Origin of the sequence: Kordiimonas lacus (assembly GCF_001550055.1) — a bacterium.
Lineage (GTDB): Bacteria > Pseudomonadota > Alphaproteobacteria > Sphingomonadales > Kordiimonadaceae > Kordiimonas > Kordiimonas lacus.
On sequence record NZ_LRUA01000001.1, the window covers coordinates 197,972 to 213,196 of the forward strand.

Consider the following 15,225-nt stretch of genomic DNA (forward strand, 5'->3'; position numbering starts at 1 on the left):
TAAAAACTGTCCATTTTCGAACATACAGCATGTTCGATTTCGGACAATTTCGACGGTCGAATTTCGGATGTTTAAATGTCAGATATATTGCGCAGCCGCCCAGCCACTCGACCAAGCCCACTGAAAATTGTAGCCCCCCAGCCAGCCGGTCACGTCCACGCATTCCCCGATAAAATACAGGCCGGGCTGCTTCTTCGACTCCATGGTCTTGGAGCTCAGCCCATCTGTGCTGATGCCGCCACGTGTCACTTCAGCTTTCTTGAAACCCTCAGTGCCACTGGGCACCAACTGCCAGCGACTGCAGCGATCGCTGATGGCTTGAAGCTGCTTGTTCGACAAGCTACCGAGCGGCCCGGGCCACTCAGAGGCAATCGCTTCCGCAAGCCGAGAGGGCAAATGGTCACCCAACAGGGTCTTCAGCGCGGCTTTGGGGCGGTCATCGCGCGCCTTGCGCAGCCAGTCGAAACTGTCCTGCACCTTGGGCAGTAGATTGACCGTTACCGTCTCCCCCGGATGCCAATAGCTGGAAATCTGCAAAATTGCAGGGCCGGACAGGCCACGGTGGGTGAACAGCAGCGCTTCCGCGAAGCTGGTACGGCCACAGGAAACAACAGCGTCTGCCGCAACGCCGGCCAGCAGTTTCATGAAAGCAAGGTCTGCATCCGAAAAGGTGAAAGGCACCAGCGCCGCTTCAGTCGTCTCAATCTTCATCCCGAACTGACGGGCAATGTCATAGGCAAAGCCTGTGGCACCCATTTTGGGGATCGACAATCCCCCGGTGGCAATCACCAGGCTTTCCGCCTCAAAGACACCGGCGCTGGTTTCAAGCCGATAGCCCCCGGCACCGAAAGAGACCTTATCCACCTTTGTACCGGTCAGGATTTTGGCACCATTTTCCTGGCATTCGTCTGTCAGCACTTTCAGGATACGACCGGCGCCCTGATCGCAAAACAGCTGCCCCAGCGTTTTTTCGTGCCAGGTCACGCCGTGGCTGGCGATCAGGCTGATAAAATCCCACTGCGTGTAACGGCTAAGCGCCGATTTCGCGAAATGGGGGTTATGGCTGATGTAGGCATTAGGCCCTGCATCTTCATTGGTGAAATTGCACCGACCGCCGCCGGAAATCAGGATTTTCGCACCCAGACCCTTATTGTGTTCGATCAAAAGGACACGACGCCCACGGGTGGCCGCTTCACGGGCACACATCAGGCCCGCAGCACCACCGCCAACGATAATCGCATCGAACTTGGTCATTCAAACCTTCGCAATGGCGTCATGAGCGCCTAAATCCTTAAAATCCCCGTTCTTTTATAGAACGCGGCTATTGATCACAAGAATATTGGCGTTACACTCCGCCATAGGGGAGGGATGGAATCATTTTTCATCCGAAACAAGTGAGGCCTTTAAGGTTCATTAACCGTGATATGCAATGAATCGGAATGGTTTAGCTTAAATTTTTCATAGTCGGGATCTCTGATTTATAGAGGGGCAGTTTAAAAATGGCCGCGCTTGATAATACCAACGCAACGAAAACCAACTTGTTCAGCATTCGAAACCTGCTGGCTTTCGTGACTATCATTCTGATGGTGATGATCATCATCCTTACCGGGCTTAGGTTCAGTTCAGCTCTGGACAACAGCGAGCGGGCCGAAAATGCCATGTCCGTCAATGAATTGATCGACCATATCTCGAGCATGAAGTTGGCGCTGGCAGAAGAGCGAAGCCTTGCAAACACCGCATATGGTTTCAGGACCGAAGCTGACAGTTTTTTCCTGACGCAGATCGAATTACAGCGCAGCACCATCAGGGACGCCTTCGGCAACGTGCGCGACGGTTTGCAGGACATGCCCGAATTCAACGATGTCGCCGACAATGAGGCGATGATGAAGCAAACTGAGGCTCGCTTCAAAAAAGCCAAAGATGCCCTGTTTGCTGCCTATAAAGAATATGAAGAACAAGCCCCACAAGTTGACGCCGACCTGAGAACCATCTCTGCAGATCGCCAATTGCGCGGTCGGGATTCGATGAAAACCACCACTGCAGTGATCGAAGCAGCTGCAAACGTTCGCACCATGCTGGAAAATAACTATGATTTCGGGGACGACCGGATCAGCAAGGTTATCCTTCTGAAGCACCAGCTTTGGGCAATGATTGAATATGCTACCCGCGAATCTGCGGCCCTTGGCGGCAGCATTGTTTCCGGGTCCCAGATCCGAGCAGCGATGCAGACCCTTAATGCCCAATATGTTGGTCAGGGCAAAGAAGCATGGAGCCAGGTCCTTGGGATCGCGCATTCGCTTTCCATCGCCGAAGAAGATACCAAGCCTGGCGAAATTCAGGCGCTTCTCGACGCAATCGATCAGAAGTTTTTCCTTGAATTCGAAGAAACCCGTTTTGCAATTTATGACGCGTCAGACGCAGCAGAAATGGACCTGGAAGGCAATATCAATGCCGACTATGGCATGACGCCGACGGAATGGGTTGAACTGGCACGCGGGGCAACAAACCCTGTTAACGGCATGAGTATCTATGCAGGCAATCTCTCCAAAAGCCTGAATGAAGATGCGGTTTCCCAAGCTACGCTCAATAAATGGATGTCTGTCCTCACCTTTGTATTGGTCGCAGGTATTGGCGCCCTGGCCTTCTGGGTTGTTCGGTATCGGGTGGTCAGCCCAGTAAATGCCCTGTCGCAAACCATGATGGTTCTGGCGCAAGGCAAGCTTGAAGTGGAAGTGCCCAGCGCTGACGCACAGGATGAAGTGGGTGACATGGCCCGGTCGGTGCAGATCTTTAAAGAGAATGCTATCGAACGGCAGCGGCTTGAAGCAGAGCAACGCGAGCGCGAAGAACAAGAGCGTGCCCGCGCCGAAGAAGAAGAGCGCCGCAAGCGCGAACAAGAAGAAGCCCAGCGCGAACGCGAGCTGGAGCGCGAAGAAACGGCCCGTCAGGAACGTCGTCAGGCGATGCTGGATCTGGCCGACAAGTTCGAAGCGTCGGTCATGGCCGTTGTGCAGGGCGTATCCAATTCGGCAACCGAAATGGAGAATGCGGCCCGCGGCATGGCAGAAACCGCCGACGACACGTCGAAAAAATCCGAAGTGGTGGCCAATGCAGCGCAACAGGCCAGCTCCAATGCCCAGATGGTGGCAAGTGCCGCCGAAGAGCTCTCTGCGTCCGTACGCGAAATCACCGGCCAGACGAACCAGTCTTCCGCAGCAGCCCGCGATGCCGTGTCCCGCACGGAAAACGCTGGCAAGGACGTGGCCGAACTGGTGGACGCAGCCCAGAAGATTGGCGACGTTGTGAAACTGATCAACGATATTGCCGAACAAACCAACCTGCTGGCCCTCAACGCCACGATCGAGGCGGCTCGGGCCGGCGACGCGGGCAAAGGCTTTGCGGTTGTGGCCAGCGAAGTGAAATCGCTTGCCAACCAGACCGCCAAGGCGACTCAGGAAATCAGCGAGCAGGTGGAAGGCATGCAGCAGGCCACCAACCTCGCTGTACGGGCCATGGACGAGATCAAAGGCATCATTGGCGAGATCGAATCCACCTCTGTCTCTATCGCAAGCGCCGTAGAGGAACAGGACGCTTCCACGCAGGAAATTGCCCGCAATGTCGGCGAAGTGTCTACCGGTACGGAAGAAGTGACTTCAAACATCCATGCGGTGAACCAGGGTGCAACATCCACTGGCAGTGCTGCAACCGAGGTTCTTTCGGCCGCACAGCTACTGACCCAACAGTCGGACGAGCTGCGGGGTCAGGTGGAATCCTTCCTGGCAACCATCCGCTCCGAATAAGACGGGGAGGCAGCCCGGCAGGCCGGCTGCCCAGCAGATAAAGACAAAGAGCCCCTTGCCGGGGCTCTTTTTTTTGTGCGCCGTAACGCATCTATAGGACTGGCTACTCCAGCGTTGATTCAGCACCATGAAAGGTGATTGGAGTAATGGGTTAAGGAGAGATAGCCACTCCTAGCCAGCGTCGATGCTCTGGGCAAAGAAGATGCTTCCGGTGCGTACGACAGGCATCACAAAGCGGGATCACCAAGGACACCAAGAGGATATCAGATTGCAAAAGTGAGTTTGCTGCTACGTAAGGCTCGCCTGCAGCAGGCACAAAAAAGGGGCCCTGAAAGGCCCCTCTGACGAAACTGTTCCGTCTGCTGGCTACTGCAGACGCCAGGCAATCGGGATCGTGAAGGTCAGGTTTCCGTCCGGCAGGCTGTCTGGCGGCGCTGGCAGAGGATCCATCTTTTCCATCATCTTCGGGATCACGTTATCAAGCTGGCTTTCACCCGTTGGCTCCAGAATTTCAAACCCTGTGATCTTACCCGTGCGGTCGATGGTCACGCTCACTTTCGCGCGTCCTTCAATTTCCCGCGCGATGGCAGAACGTGGATAAATGTGGGACTTCACAATCTTTTTGACGATCTCTTTTTGCCAACCCTTGATATCATCCGCATAGGCTGGCGCCGCTGTTGCCATGAAGAGCCCCGCGCACAAAAGCGCCAGCATCGTCTTCATGTGCTTCTCAAGCCCCCCGGCGAGCACCCCAAATACCATCCCGATCCTCCTTCAACTCTGTTGCTTTCTCCTTACCATAAGCGAAAGCAGGTAAAAACAAAGATAAGATTTATGGTTAATAGCGCGTTAAGGTAAAGACTGCAATCTCAGCGTATTTCTGCTGGATTCAGGCGTTCCAGCAATGTCCCCTCCACTTTGTTTTCAGCGCCATAGAAAAATGTCAAACTGGCTGACGTAAAGCGTCGTATTTCCACTTGCCTTTATGTTTCATATAGCTATAGTGCGCCCCGCATACCCCACCCATGTGGGGTGCTTTTCCTTCCTGCTGGACTGGAAAACGGAGTCGTGGCCGAGCGGTTTAAGGCGCACGCCTGGAAAGCGTGTTGGGTGGCAACGCCCTCGAGGGTTCGAATCCCTCCGACTCCGCCATTCCCTTATTTCCCGAAACCTCAGCCCACACAGCATCAGATGATTGCGCAAGCTTTGGTCGCGATATGGGTATTGCGCACGCCAAAACCGGGAACCGGGACACCTCGCCTACCGCCATGAAAAAGGGCGCCAGCGGCGCCCAGATCATCAGTTGGTATAGTAGGCGCTCTTGCCGCCGTAGTAATATCCCTGATCGCCATATCCATAGCCACGGTGACGTTTGATGTTCACTTGGGTCAATACGGCCCCCGCAATCGGTATCTGGGTTTGCGCCAGCTGCTTGACAGCAGTTTTCACAATACCTTTCGGCGTATTTTCCCATTGGATCACAAACATCACACTTTCAGCATGACGAGCGATAATCATGGCGTCGGCCACGGCCATGATCGGCGGCGTGTCCAGAAGCACCAGGTCATAGCGCTTGCGCGCTTCCGCAAGGAAATGGCGGAATTCTGCAGAGGTGAAGCGCTCCTGTGGATCATCCACGCGTTCAGCCCACAGGAGATGAATGCCAGTAACCTCGTCCTTGAAAATATCCTTGCCAGATTCCTGAGCCGAGCCGGTCAGGATATCGTTCACGCTCAGGTGTTTCTCTTTCGAGACGCCCATCCGCTCCCGGAATACCGGCCGGCGCAGGTCACCTTCAACAACAAGAACTTTAAGGCCCGTCCGGCCCAATATCTGAGCGAGGCAAAGCGTCGCTGTAGATTTACCTTCGCCTGGTACAGACGATGTCACCGCCAGAACTTTCGGTGTGCTACCGTCCTTTCCGCTGAACATAAGCGACGCGTGGACATTGCGATGGGCCTCTGCGAAGGAGGAATTAGGTTTCTCTGCGATATATTCCTCAGGCTTCATGTTTTTAAGCGCGGACTTGTCAACCAGTGGAATCATACCCAAAGACCGCAACTGAAGGTCCTGCCGCAAATGGTCGAAGCTGCGGTAGCCATTATCGAGTGCCTCAAGCAGAAATGCCAAGCCGACCCCTAAAGCAACACCAACAAATCCGACCAGAGCCAAGGTCATTTTCTTTTTAGGGAAAGATGCCATCAGCGGCGTATCTGCCTTGGCAATGATCCGCGCGTCGGCTTGCTGCATCCCGTCCTGACTGGATGTTTCCTTGAAACGCGTCAGGAACGTCTGCAACAGCAATCGGTTTGCTTCCGCTTCGCGGTCAAGTTCGCGCATCTGTACCTGTGCACGGCTGACCTCAAAACTTTCAGCTTTCAAGCTGTCCAGATTCTGCTGCAAGGTCTGGACGCGAATAGCCGCGACTTCGGCTTCGCCGCGAATGCCTGCGACGATCTTATCAATTTCATAGGAAATCTTGGACTGAATGTCAGCGAGCTCCGCCTGTACGTTGAGCATCTTCGGGTGCTTGGGACCATACCGCGTCGCGAGTTCAGCTCGCTCTCGCTGAACGCCTGATTCCTGTTCCTTGAGGCGCTGAATGAGCGGTGACTGTAACACCTCGATCAGCCCGGACTCTTCGATCCTGCCGTCCGCCACATTTTGCTCAATCTGGCGCTGCCGGGCTTCAATGCGGGCCAATTCAGTTCTTGCTGTAACAAGTTGAGTATTGATCTGTGCCAGTTGCTGCTCGTTCACCAGGCCGGCAGACTGTGTCTGAACCAACTGGTGACGCTCGCGGAACTGTTGGGCAGCCTGTTCAGACTGGCGCACTTTATCCCGTAGCTGAGCCACCCGTTCGTTCAGCCATTCGTTAGCCCGTTGTGTTGCTTCGAACTTCACTTCCAACTGGTCAGTGAGATAAAGATCGGAAAGCCGGTTTACAATCCGGGCAGCCTTTTTCGGATCAACGGATTCGAAGGACAGATTGAGAGTATAGGACCGAGGCGGATTGGAAACGACGAGGCGCTGGGATACAGCATCAATCACGCGTGCCCGTGTGGTTTCTGCAATTTCTTCCTCTGACCGCGCGTCCGGCTTGGTCCCCAGGATTGCATCTTTCCAGCTGTCGGACACGTAGCTGAGTGGATTCAAGTACGATAGCAGGGACCGATTGGTATTCAGCTCGCCATTGAATTCACGGTCATTGGTCAAATCCAAGCTATCGACCAACTTGCCAACCAGACGCCTGGACTTCAGGACGTCAATCTCGGTCTTAATTGCCGCCTGGTCAGTGCCAAGCCCGGACATAACAGCTTCAAGGTCAACAACGCTGTTTTGTCGGCTTTCGATGGCCAGCATCGCGCTTGCCTTATAACGCGGAGTCAACTGAAACACGACAATAGCCGACAGCACAATCAGGAAAATGGCTGTGTTTACAATCACCCATTTACGGCGCCACAATACCAGCGCCAGTGCCCTGATGTCGATTTCATCTTCTTGAGCACCCAACGGTGGATGGCCGGGAGTGTTAAGCTCTTGCTGCTTCACATACTGATTGTCATACATTGTCTGAAACCCGTTAGAGCGTTTTTAAAAGAAGCGCTCAGGAACCGTGATTATATCACCTGGCAAAACCAAGGTCGCATCAGTCACTTCGATGTCGGTATCAACCCCGTCGACTTTCCGCGTAATCGTTATCTTTTTCTTGGCCGCCCGGTAAGTGAAGCCCGAGGCCAAAGCAACCGCATTCAGGATCGTCATGCCATTGACGAAAGGATAGCTGCCCGGCTTTTTCACTTCGCCCAAGATATAGAAGGGGCGATAATTCATCACCTCAACACTTACGCGCGGATTGATAAGATAGCCGTCTGCCAGTTTTTCGGCGATCAGTTGCTCTGCCCGGTCAAGATCAAGGCCACCGACCCTTGTCGCGCCAATGAGCGGCATGGAAATAATGCCAGTGCCATCCAGCTCGAACTCGCCGGAGAGGTCCTCTTCACCGTAAACGATGACGCGTATCTGATCGCCTGAACCGAGTTCATAGCGAATAGTAGCATCTGTATCCGAGGTGGTGGAAGCCTCTTGGGCCGATGCAGAAAAAGCGAGCCCCATGAGGCTCGCTAATAGAAAGATGATTTTCATGACATTACGCATACTTAAAGGCCTGATCTGCTAACAGTAAAAACAAGTCTTAATACTAGCAAATCAGCATAGCAAGCGCTACCACTGCGCCTTCACATTTACCATGAAGGCGTGACGGGAGTAATCCTGACCCTGCGCTGTGGTATCACGGTAGCTATAATCGTAGCCAACGTTAACGTTCACATTCCGGTTCAGAAGGTATTTCGCACCCACGCCGAAGTTGATCAGGTCATCCTCACGCGTTGTCAGCTCGAAATTCTGTTTCGTATAGCTGGCTTGCGCGTTCAACAGCACGTTCCGGCGCAGTTCATGCTCCACCCGGCCAAAGAACAGGGTGCTGACGATACCCGACGAATTCGTAAAGACACCGTTTGCATCTTCGCCACCAACAGTGGTTTCATCGATAGACCGCTTAATCGATCCCGTGAAAGAAGTGAGGCCACTGACGTTCCAGAGCAGCTCGGCGCCGAACTTGATACCGTCGATCTCGCCGAGGGTGTCGGAATCAAAGGACCGCTTCATGTAACCGCCGTAGATTTCACCGCGCGCTGACCCGGTCAGATCAAACGCCGCACCACCAACGATTTCCACACCATCGGAATTTCGCTGCGGGCCACCGTCTTCCTTGGAATTATCATATTCGACACGGTCTATGGTGCCTTGCAGGAAAGCTTCGCGCCCATCTGCAAGTTCATAACCAACGCGAGCCTTGGCAGTCTTGCGGTCACGGTCACGGTCGTCATTATTGAGAGTGCCACCACCGTTAAGTGCTACGTCGTCGAAATTCTTTTTCTCATACGTGGCATCGACAGCAACCGACAGGATGGATACGTCACGCTTGAAGCCGACCGAAGCTTTGAAAGTCGAAGTGCTTGCTGGTTCAACCTGGTTGCCGATTGCATCCGGGGAACCACGATCTTCATGACCATCCATGTAAAGGATATCGGCATGGATATCCGTACCGTGGGAAATATCTTTACGGCCCGAAACACCCACGTTGAAGTCTTCGTAATCTTCTGAACCATTGTCCGCATACCGCGCGATGTTCGCATCAGCAAAGACTGTCAGGTAATCTGTGTTCCAGTCAGAAACCAGCGCGAAGGTCGGCTTGATGACCGCGATGAAATCATCGGTCACATTGCTTTCTTGGGCGAAGATATTCGAATCAAATTTTCCACCTGCCTCAATTGAAGGGTAGAACAGGAAGCTACCGGAACGAATCCCCGGGGCATCGTAATCCGGACGGTAGCGCTCGTATACGGACATCACTTGGTCGCCCTCAGCGCTTTCGTCCTGACCAAAAGCTGCCGGCGCCAAGGCCGTAGTCGCCAGGAGGCTCGTGGCTACAAAATAGGAAATCTCTTTTTTCATCTAACTTACCCCAGTTGGTAGATTGCTGGCGCAAATACACTCAGCTTGAATAATCCACTAAAGACGCGATTTAATATACACATCTAACCGTTTGGTTTGTCGGCACAAAGTGTTAATTGAGCCTTTACCCCAATTAATAGGCCGACATGTTGCCATAAAGCAACATTCTTAAAGTCACCATCATCCTGCTTTACGATACGGAACCAATTTGAAGGCGAAATATGTCGCTGGGAAGACAATCAGAAGCAATCTTGATGCTTATTTAATTTAGTGCTAAAATAAATTCACTCACAATCAAATTCGGGAGTCTAGCGTGGAAAAGCGAACGGCACTGATCACGGGCGGCGGCAGCGGCATTGGCCTCACCATTGCACGAGCGTTTGCTTTGGCAGGTGTCACGCCGGTGCTTGCCGGGCGCTCCAAAGCCAGACTCGAAGCAGCAGCCGCCAATATTGAGGGCGCTGCCTTCGTTCCTCTTGATGTCACCTGCGAAGAGAGCGTTCAGCATGCCTTCAGTCACCTGACAACCGCAGGGTATGAGCCGGATATCCTTGTCAACAACGCCGGTGCGGCGGCCACTGCATCCTTTGAACGCACCGACATCGCGACATGGCAAGCCATGTTGGACGTGAATTTGACAGGTGCATTCCTGTGTGCCCGCGCAGCCCTGCCGACCATGAAAAAGCGCGGCTTCGGCCGAGTCGTCACCATTGCTAGCACTGCAGGCCTCAAAGGTTACGCCTACACGGCGGCATACGCGGCGGCCAAGCACGGAGTTATTGGCATGACCCGGTCACTTGCCCTTGAGCTGGCTGGCACAGGCGTTACCGCCAACACAGTTTGCCCAGGGTTTACCGACACCGACATTGTACAATCATCAATCCAGAATATTGTCGAAAAAACAGGCCGTAGCGAAAAAGAAGCCCTTGAAGCCCTGACCAAACACAATCCGGAAAAACGACTCATTGCGCCAGAAGAAGTGGCAGACACCGTCCTGTGGCTCGCGGGTGAGCGCGCCAGCGCCATCAACGGCCAAGCCGTCGCCGTTGCCTGCGGGGAGATCATGTAATATGGCAAATCATCCATCCATTTCTACTGTTGAACAAGATGCACTGCGCACGTGGCTGAAACTTCTGGGCACCAGCAACCTGGTTCGCAAGACACTGCAGTCGCGCCTGAGCGCCGGATACGGCGTGTCCCTGTCGCGCTTCGACGTGCTGGCAAACCTCTACCGCGCGCCCGAAACAGGTGTGCGGCTGTCAGATCTGTCGAAACAGCTGATGGTCTCAAACGGCAACGTCACCCAGGTCATGACCCCTCTCATCAAGGAAGGCTATGTGGAGCGTACGCCCTGTGCCCAAGATGCACGCGCAGCCACTGCCCGCCTCACCAAAGAGGGCAGGACGCTGTTTGAAAAAATGGCCACAGACCACGCATCGTGGGTCGGCGAAATCTTCGCCAATCTGTCACCTGACGACCACAAGCAAGTCGCAAATCTGCTGGACAAGCTTGTTCAGACCAAGCTGAACCAGGACTGAGAGGATAGACCATGAACCCTGAAAGCTTTAAGCCCCAACATTTCCTTTGGCACTTCGATGGTGGAGTAGGCACCGTGACGCTGAATCGTCCGGACCGCATGAACCCATTGACGTTCGAGAGCTACGCCGAGATGCGCGATATGTTCCGTGAACTCGTCTATGTGCCTGAGGTGAAAGCCATTGTTGTCACAGGCGCTGCAGGAAACTTCTCGTCCGGCGGCGACGTACATGAAATCATCGGGCCCCTGGTTGAAATGGATATGCCGGGGCTTTTGAAGTTCACGCGGATGACTGGCGATCTGGTCAAGGCCATGCGGAACTGCCCGCAGCCGATCATTGCAGCTGTCGACGGCATCTGCGTCGGCGCGGGGGCAATTATGTCCATGGCGTCTGACCTGCGCATCGCCACACCTGAAGCCAAGACAGCCTTCCTCTTTAACCGGGTTGGCCTGGCTGGCTGCGACATGGGGGCATGCGCCATCCTCCCCCGCATCATCGGCCAGGGCCGCGCGTCGGAACTGTTGTTCACCGGGCGCACCATGGGTGCCGAAGAAGGCGAGCGCTGGGGCTTTTTCAACAAGCTGAGCACAAAAGCCGACCTGATGAAGGACGCCCAGGACATGGCCGCAAGGCTGGCTTCCGGCCCAACCTTCGCCAACGGCATGACCAAAAATCAGCTGAACATGGAATGGGACATGAGCCTGGATACCGCCATTGAGGCCGAAGCCCAGGCCCAGGCCATCTGCATGCAAACCAAGGACTTCGAACGTGCCTACCATGCGTTCGTGGCCAAGAAAAAACCGGTATTCGAGGGCGACTGATGAAACCCATGAAAACAGACCGCAGCTTCCTGGCGTGGCCGTTCTTTGACGACCATCACCGCACGCTCGCGGACGAACTGGACGCCTGGGCGGCGAGCACCCTGCCCGCAATTGTAGATACGGAAGAAGCCCACCTGAATGTGGATGGCACCTGCCGCACACTGGTGAAAGCGCTGGGAGACGGCGGTTGGCTCCGGTATGCGGTGCCGAAGGCCTTTGGCGGCATGTTCGAAACCCTCGACGTGCGCTCGCTGTGTATCATCCGCGAAACACTGGCGCGGCATTCCGGCCTTGCCGATTTCGCCTTCGCCATGCAAGGGCTCGGCTCGGGCGCCATCACGCTGGCGGGCTCCGACGCCATCAAATCGGCTTACCTGCCGGCCGTGGCAGCCGGTGAAAAGATCGCGGCCTTCGCGCTCACCGAACCCGAAGCAGGGTCGGATGTGGCGGCGCTCGGCTCCACCCTCAAGGACGCGGGCGGCGAGTTCAGCCTGTCCGGGGAAAAGACCTATATCTCGAACGGCGGCATCGCCGATTTCTACTGCGTTTTCGCCCGCACCGGCGAGGCACCGGGCGCTCGCGGCCTCTCCGCCGTGGTGGTGGACGCGGATACGCCTGGCCTTGAGATTGCTGAGCGGATTGAGGTGATCGCCCCGCACCCGCTGGCGAAGCTCTTTTTCCAGGGTTGCCATGTGCCGCAGGAAAACCTGCTGGGTGCCCGCGGCGCTGGCTTCAAGCTGGCGATGGCAACGCTGGATATCTTCCGCTCTACCGTTGGGGCAGCCGCGCTTGGATTTGCCCGACGCGCACTTCATGAAGCGCTGACACGCACCGGCGAACGCCAGCTGTTTGGCGCCCCGCTCGCTGACCTTCCGATCACGCAGGAACGGCTGGCCGAGATGGCGCTCGATATCGATGCCAGCGCCCTCCTTATATATAGGGCTGCCTGGACCAAGGACAGCGGCGCTCCAAGAGTGACCCGGGAAGCCGCAATGGCCAAGCTGCATGCCACAGACCAGGCCCAGCTTGTGATCGACAAGGCGCTGCAGATGTTCGGCGGCATGGGCGTGACCAAAGGCGTCAAGATTGAGGAATTATACAGGGAAATCAGGGCCTTGCGCATCTATGAGGGCGCGTCTGAGGTTCAGAAACTGGTGATCGCACGGCAGCTGTTGTCAGAATAGGAAGCAACCTGTTGAGGGCTGGGGAGGCCTCAAAATGATGTTTGATAGTGCCCATAGTGACCATTTTACCCGGGACAATCTGCCCGATGAAGCCCTTTGGCCCGAGCTGGTGTTCGAGCTGAAGGAACTGCAGTACCCAGAACGGCTAAATGCCGCAAAGGCGCTGCTGGCGACCGGCGACGCGAACGCCCCCGCCATTCTTTGGTCGGGCGGCACCTGGACATATGCAGACCTGACCGCCAAGGCAAACCGTATCGCCAACGCGCTGACCCACGACCTGGGCCTGGTGCCCGGGAACCGCGTGCTGCTGCGCGGGCGGAACACGCCCATGATGATTGCCGCCTGGTACGGCGTGCTGCTGGCTGGCGGCGTGGCGGTAACCACCATGCCGATGCTGCGCACGCCTGAGCTGGTGACCATCTGTGACAAGGCCGAAATCGGCCTGGCGCTCAGCGAAAATGGTTTGATGGACGAGTTGAAAGCCGCCCAAAAAAGCACCCAAAACCGGCTGCGGACGGTTGGTTTCGGCGACGAAGGCGCTGAACTGGAAGCCCTGATGGCCCACGCCAGCGCCCAGTTCGAGGCGGTCGAGACTGCACAGGATGATGTGGCACTGTTGGCTTTCACGTCCGGCACCACCGGCCAGCCCAAGGCCTGCATGCATTTTCACCGCGACGTGCTGGCGATGGCCGACGCCTATGCGCGCCATATTCTGGAGCCCACCGCGGATGATGTCTTCTGTGGCTCTCCGCCGATCGCCTTCACGTTTGGGCTAGGCGGCCTGGTGGTGTTCCCCGCGCGCTTTGGCGCGGCGGTCGCGCTGCCGGGTGCGCCCACACCGCAGGCCATGCTGGCGTGCGTCGAGAAACACAAGGTGACCATGATGTTCACCGCCCCTACGGCTTACCGCGCCATGTTGGGCGAGCTTGAGAATTTTGACACCTCGAGCCTGCGGGCTTGCGTTTCCGCCGGTGAAACGCTGCCGAAGGCCACATGGGACGAATGGTTCACCCGAACCGGGCTGAAGCTGATGGACGGCATCGGCGCCACCGAAATGATCCATATTTTCATTTCCGCCCGTCAAGAAGACATCTGCCCCGGATCAACCGGCAAGGCAGTACCCGGCTATCAGGCCTGCCTGCTGGACGAGAGCGGCAACATCCTGCCCCCGCCCGCCGAAGGGCGGCTGGCCGTGAAGGGCCCAACCGGGTGCCGCTATATGGCCGATGACCGGCAATCAAGCTATGTGGTGAATGGCTGGAACGTCACGGGCGACACTTATGCGCAATCCGAGGACGGCTATTTCACCTTCATTGCCCGGTCTGACGATATGATCATCTCGTCGGGCTACAATATCGGCGGGCCGGAAGTGGAAGCCGCGCTGCTGACACACGACGCGGTGGCCGAATGCGCGGTGATCGGCGTGCCGGACGCAGACCGTGGCCAGATTGTGAAGGCCTTCGTGGTGCTGGCGGACGGAATGACCGCATCAGACGGCCTGGTTGGCGATCTGCAAGTGCATGTCAAGAACACCATCGCCCCTTATAAGTACCCCCGGGCAGTTGAGTTCATAGATGAACTTCCCAAAACCCAAACCGGCAAGGTGCAGAGGTTCAAGTTGCGCGAAGCCTGAAATAGGACGAGTGGCCTCAAGAATGGACCCTGTTTGCAACGAAAAAGGCCGGGACATGCCCGGCCTTCTGGAATTCTGTTTGTTAAACCCGTCTTAGGTTGGGCTGCCCGCCTGCGATGGGTTCGGCTCAACAATGACCGGCACGATCGGAGTCGTCGGGATGCGAGGCCGTGGCGGAACAATTGTCCGACGCGTTGTGGTGCGGCGCACGACAGGGGTCTGCGTGGAGCCAGTCTGCTGCCCGCCAGCCTGCTGGCCACCAGTCTGTTGATTATTGCCGCCAAGTTGCGTCACTGTCGTTGGCCCGTTGACATAGCCCATCTGGAAGTCTGCTGACGAGCTCAAGGCTACAGTCACCTGAATATTGGACGCCGCAGATGGGTCCGTGCTTTGAAGGTTGGTAACAACCTGCATCAAACCGGCACCAGTTGCCTGTATGGTCGCTGTTGACAACCCAGGCGTACTGCTCACTTTGGCGGCGACGCGCTTGGCTGCGGCGGCAGGATTGGACGAATTCTGCACAATGGTTGCGATCTGCTGCGTAATTTGATCTGCGGTCAGCGCGGTGTTTGCCAACACTGCATCAATGGCTGCGTCAACGCTTGCCTGCTCTGCCGCAGGCAGCGTAGCAGTCGACTGAGCTTCCGCCTGATTCATAAAACTGGTTGGTACAACGACCGGCGCCCCAAGCACCAGACCGAAAGCTGCGATAGCAATTGCCAGACGCATAAT

General features: G+C 55.9%; 11 protein-coding genes, 1 tRNA gene and 1 pseudogene. 7 read left to right on the forward strand and 6 right to left on the reverse strand.

The genetic code is table 11. From position 1 onward, the window contains the following. Positions 1-78 precede the first annotated feature (78 nt). Positions 79-1,254: a BaiN/RdsA family NAD(P)/FAD-dependent oxidoreductase gene (locus KORLAC_RS00965; protein ID WP_068301437.1), complete on the reverse strand. Its 1,176-nt coding sequence runs from the start codon at positions 1,252-1,254 to the stop codon at positions 79-81. Between the two features lie 245 nt (positions 1,255-1,499). Between KORLAC_RS00965 and KORLAC_RS00970 the strand changes: the two genes are divergently transcribed. Next, positions 1,500-3,800: a methyl-accepting chemotaxis protein gene (locus tag KORLAC_RS00970; RefSeq protein ID WP_068301440.1), complete on the forward strand. Its 2,301-nt coding sequence runs from the start codon at positions 1,500-1,502 to the stop codon at positions 3,798-3,800. Positions 3,801-4,166: 366 nt separating this feature from the next. Here the strand turns inward: KORLAC_RS00970 and KORLAC_RS00975 are convergent, their stop codons facing one another. Further along, positions 4,167-4,562, reverse strand: a complete 396-nt coding sequence (locus KORLAC_RS00975; RefSeq protein ID WP_068301443.1) for an energy transducer TonB family protein — start codon at positions 4,560-4,562, stop codon at positions 4,167-4,169. Between the two features lie 300 nt (positions 4,563-4,862). Between KORLAC_RS00975 and KORLAC_RS00980 the strand changes: the two genes are divergently transcribed. Next, a tRNA-Ser gene (locus KORLAC_RS00980) sits at positions 4,863-4,952 on the forward strand. Between the two features lie 147 nt (positions 4,953-5,099). Here the strand turns inward: KORLAC_RS00980 and KORLAC_RS00985 are convergent. The 3 genes from KORLAC_RS00985 to KORLAC_RS00995 form a co-directional block, all read right to left on the reverse strand. Further along, positions 5,100-7,370, reverse strand: coding sequence for a GumC family protein (locus KORLAC_RS00985; protein WP_068301445.1), 2,271 nt, complete (start codon positions 7,368-7,370; stop codon positions 5,100-5,102). A gap of 24 nt (positions 7,371-7,394) precedes the next feature. Next, positions 7,395-7,946, reverse strand: coding sequence for a polysaccharide biosynthesis/export family protein (locus KORLAC_RS00990; RefSeq protein ID WP_241493350.1), 552 nt, complete (start codon positions 7,944-7,946; stop codon positions 7,395-7,397). A 78-nt stretch (positions 7,947-8,024) separates the two neighbouring features. Then, complete coding sequence (locus tag KORLAC_RS00995) at positions 8,025-9,317, reverse strand: outer membrane beta-barrel protein (protein WP_068301451.1); 1,293 nt, start codon at positions 9,315-9,317, stop codon at positions 8,025-8,027. A gap of 313 nt (positions 9,318-9,630) precedes the next feature. Here KORLAC_RS00995 and KORLAC_RS01000 point away from each other — a divergent pair, with 313 nt between their 5' ends. Genes KORLAC_RS01000 through KORLAC_RS01020 form a run of 5 tightly spaced genes read left to right on the forward strand, consistent with a single transcriptional unit; the run spans position 9,631 to position 14,493 of the window. Next, positions 9,631-10,386, forward strand: coding sequence for an SDR family NAD(P)-dependent oxidoreductase (locus tag KORLAC_RS01000; protein WP_206594826.1), 756 nt, complete (start codon positions 9,631-9,633; stop codon positions 10,384-10,386). A 1-nt stretch (position 10,387) separates the two neighbouring features. Further along, the gene (locus KORLAC_RS01005; RefSeq protein WP_068301458.1) at positions 10,388-10,855 is read left to right on the forward strand and encodes a MarR family winged helix-turn-helix transcriptional regulator; all 468 of its coding nucleotides are present in this window, start codon (positions 10,388-10,390) and stop codon (positions 10,853-10,855) included. 11 nt (positions 10,856-10,866) lie between these two features. After that, entirely contained in the window at positions 10,867-11,676 is an 810-nt protein-coding gene (locus KORLAC_RS01010; RefSeq protein ID WP_068301462.1) for an enoyl-CoA hydratase family protein, read from the forward strand. After that, positions 11,676-12,860: an acyl-CoA dehydrogenase family protein gene (locus tag KORLAC_RS01015; RefSeq protein WP_068301465.1), complete on the forward strand. Its 1,185-nt coding sequence runs from the start codon at positions 11,676-11,678 to the stop codon at positions 12,858-12,860. Before KORLAC_RS01010 ends, KORLAC_RS01015 begins: the two co-directional genes overlap by 1 nt. A gap of 34 nt (positions 12,861-12,894) precedes the next feature. After that, the gene (locus KORLAC_RS01020) at positions 12,895-14,493 is read left to right on the forward strand and encodes an AMP-binding protein (protein ID WP_241493351.1); all 1,599 of its coding nucleotides are present in this window, start codon (positions 12,895-12,897) and stop codon (positions 14,491-14,493) included. A gap of 93 nt (positions 14,494-14,586) precedes the next feature. Here KORLAC_RS01020 and KORLAC_RS18845 read toward each other — a convergent pair. After that, positions 14,587-15,225: pseudogene (locus KORLAC_RS18845) on the reverse strand (hypothetical protein); the annotation flags it as partial.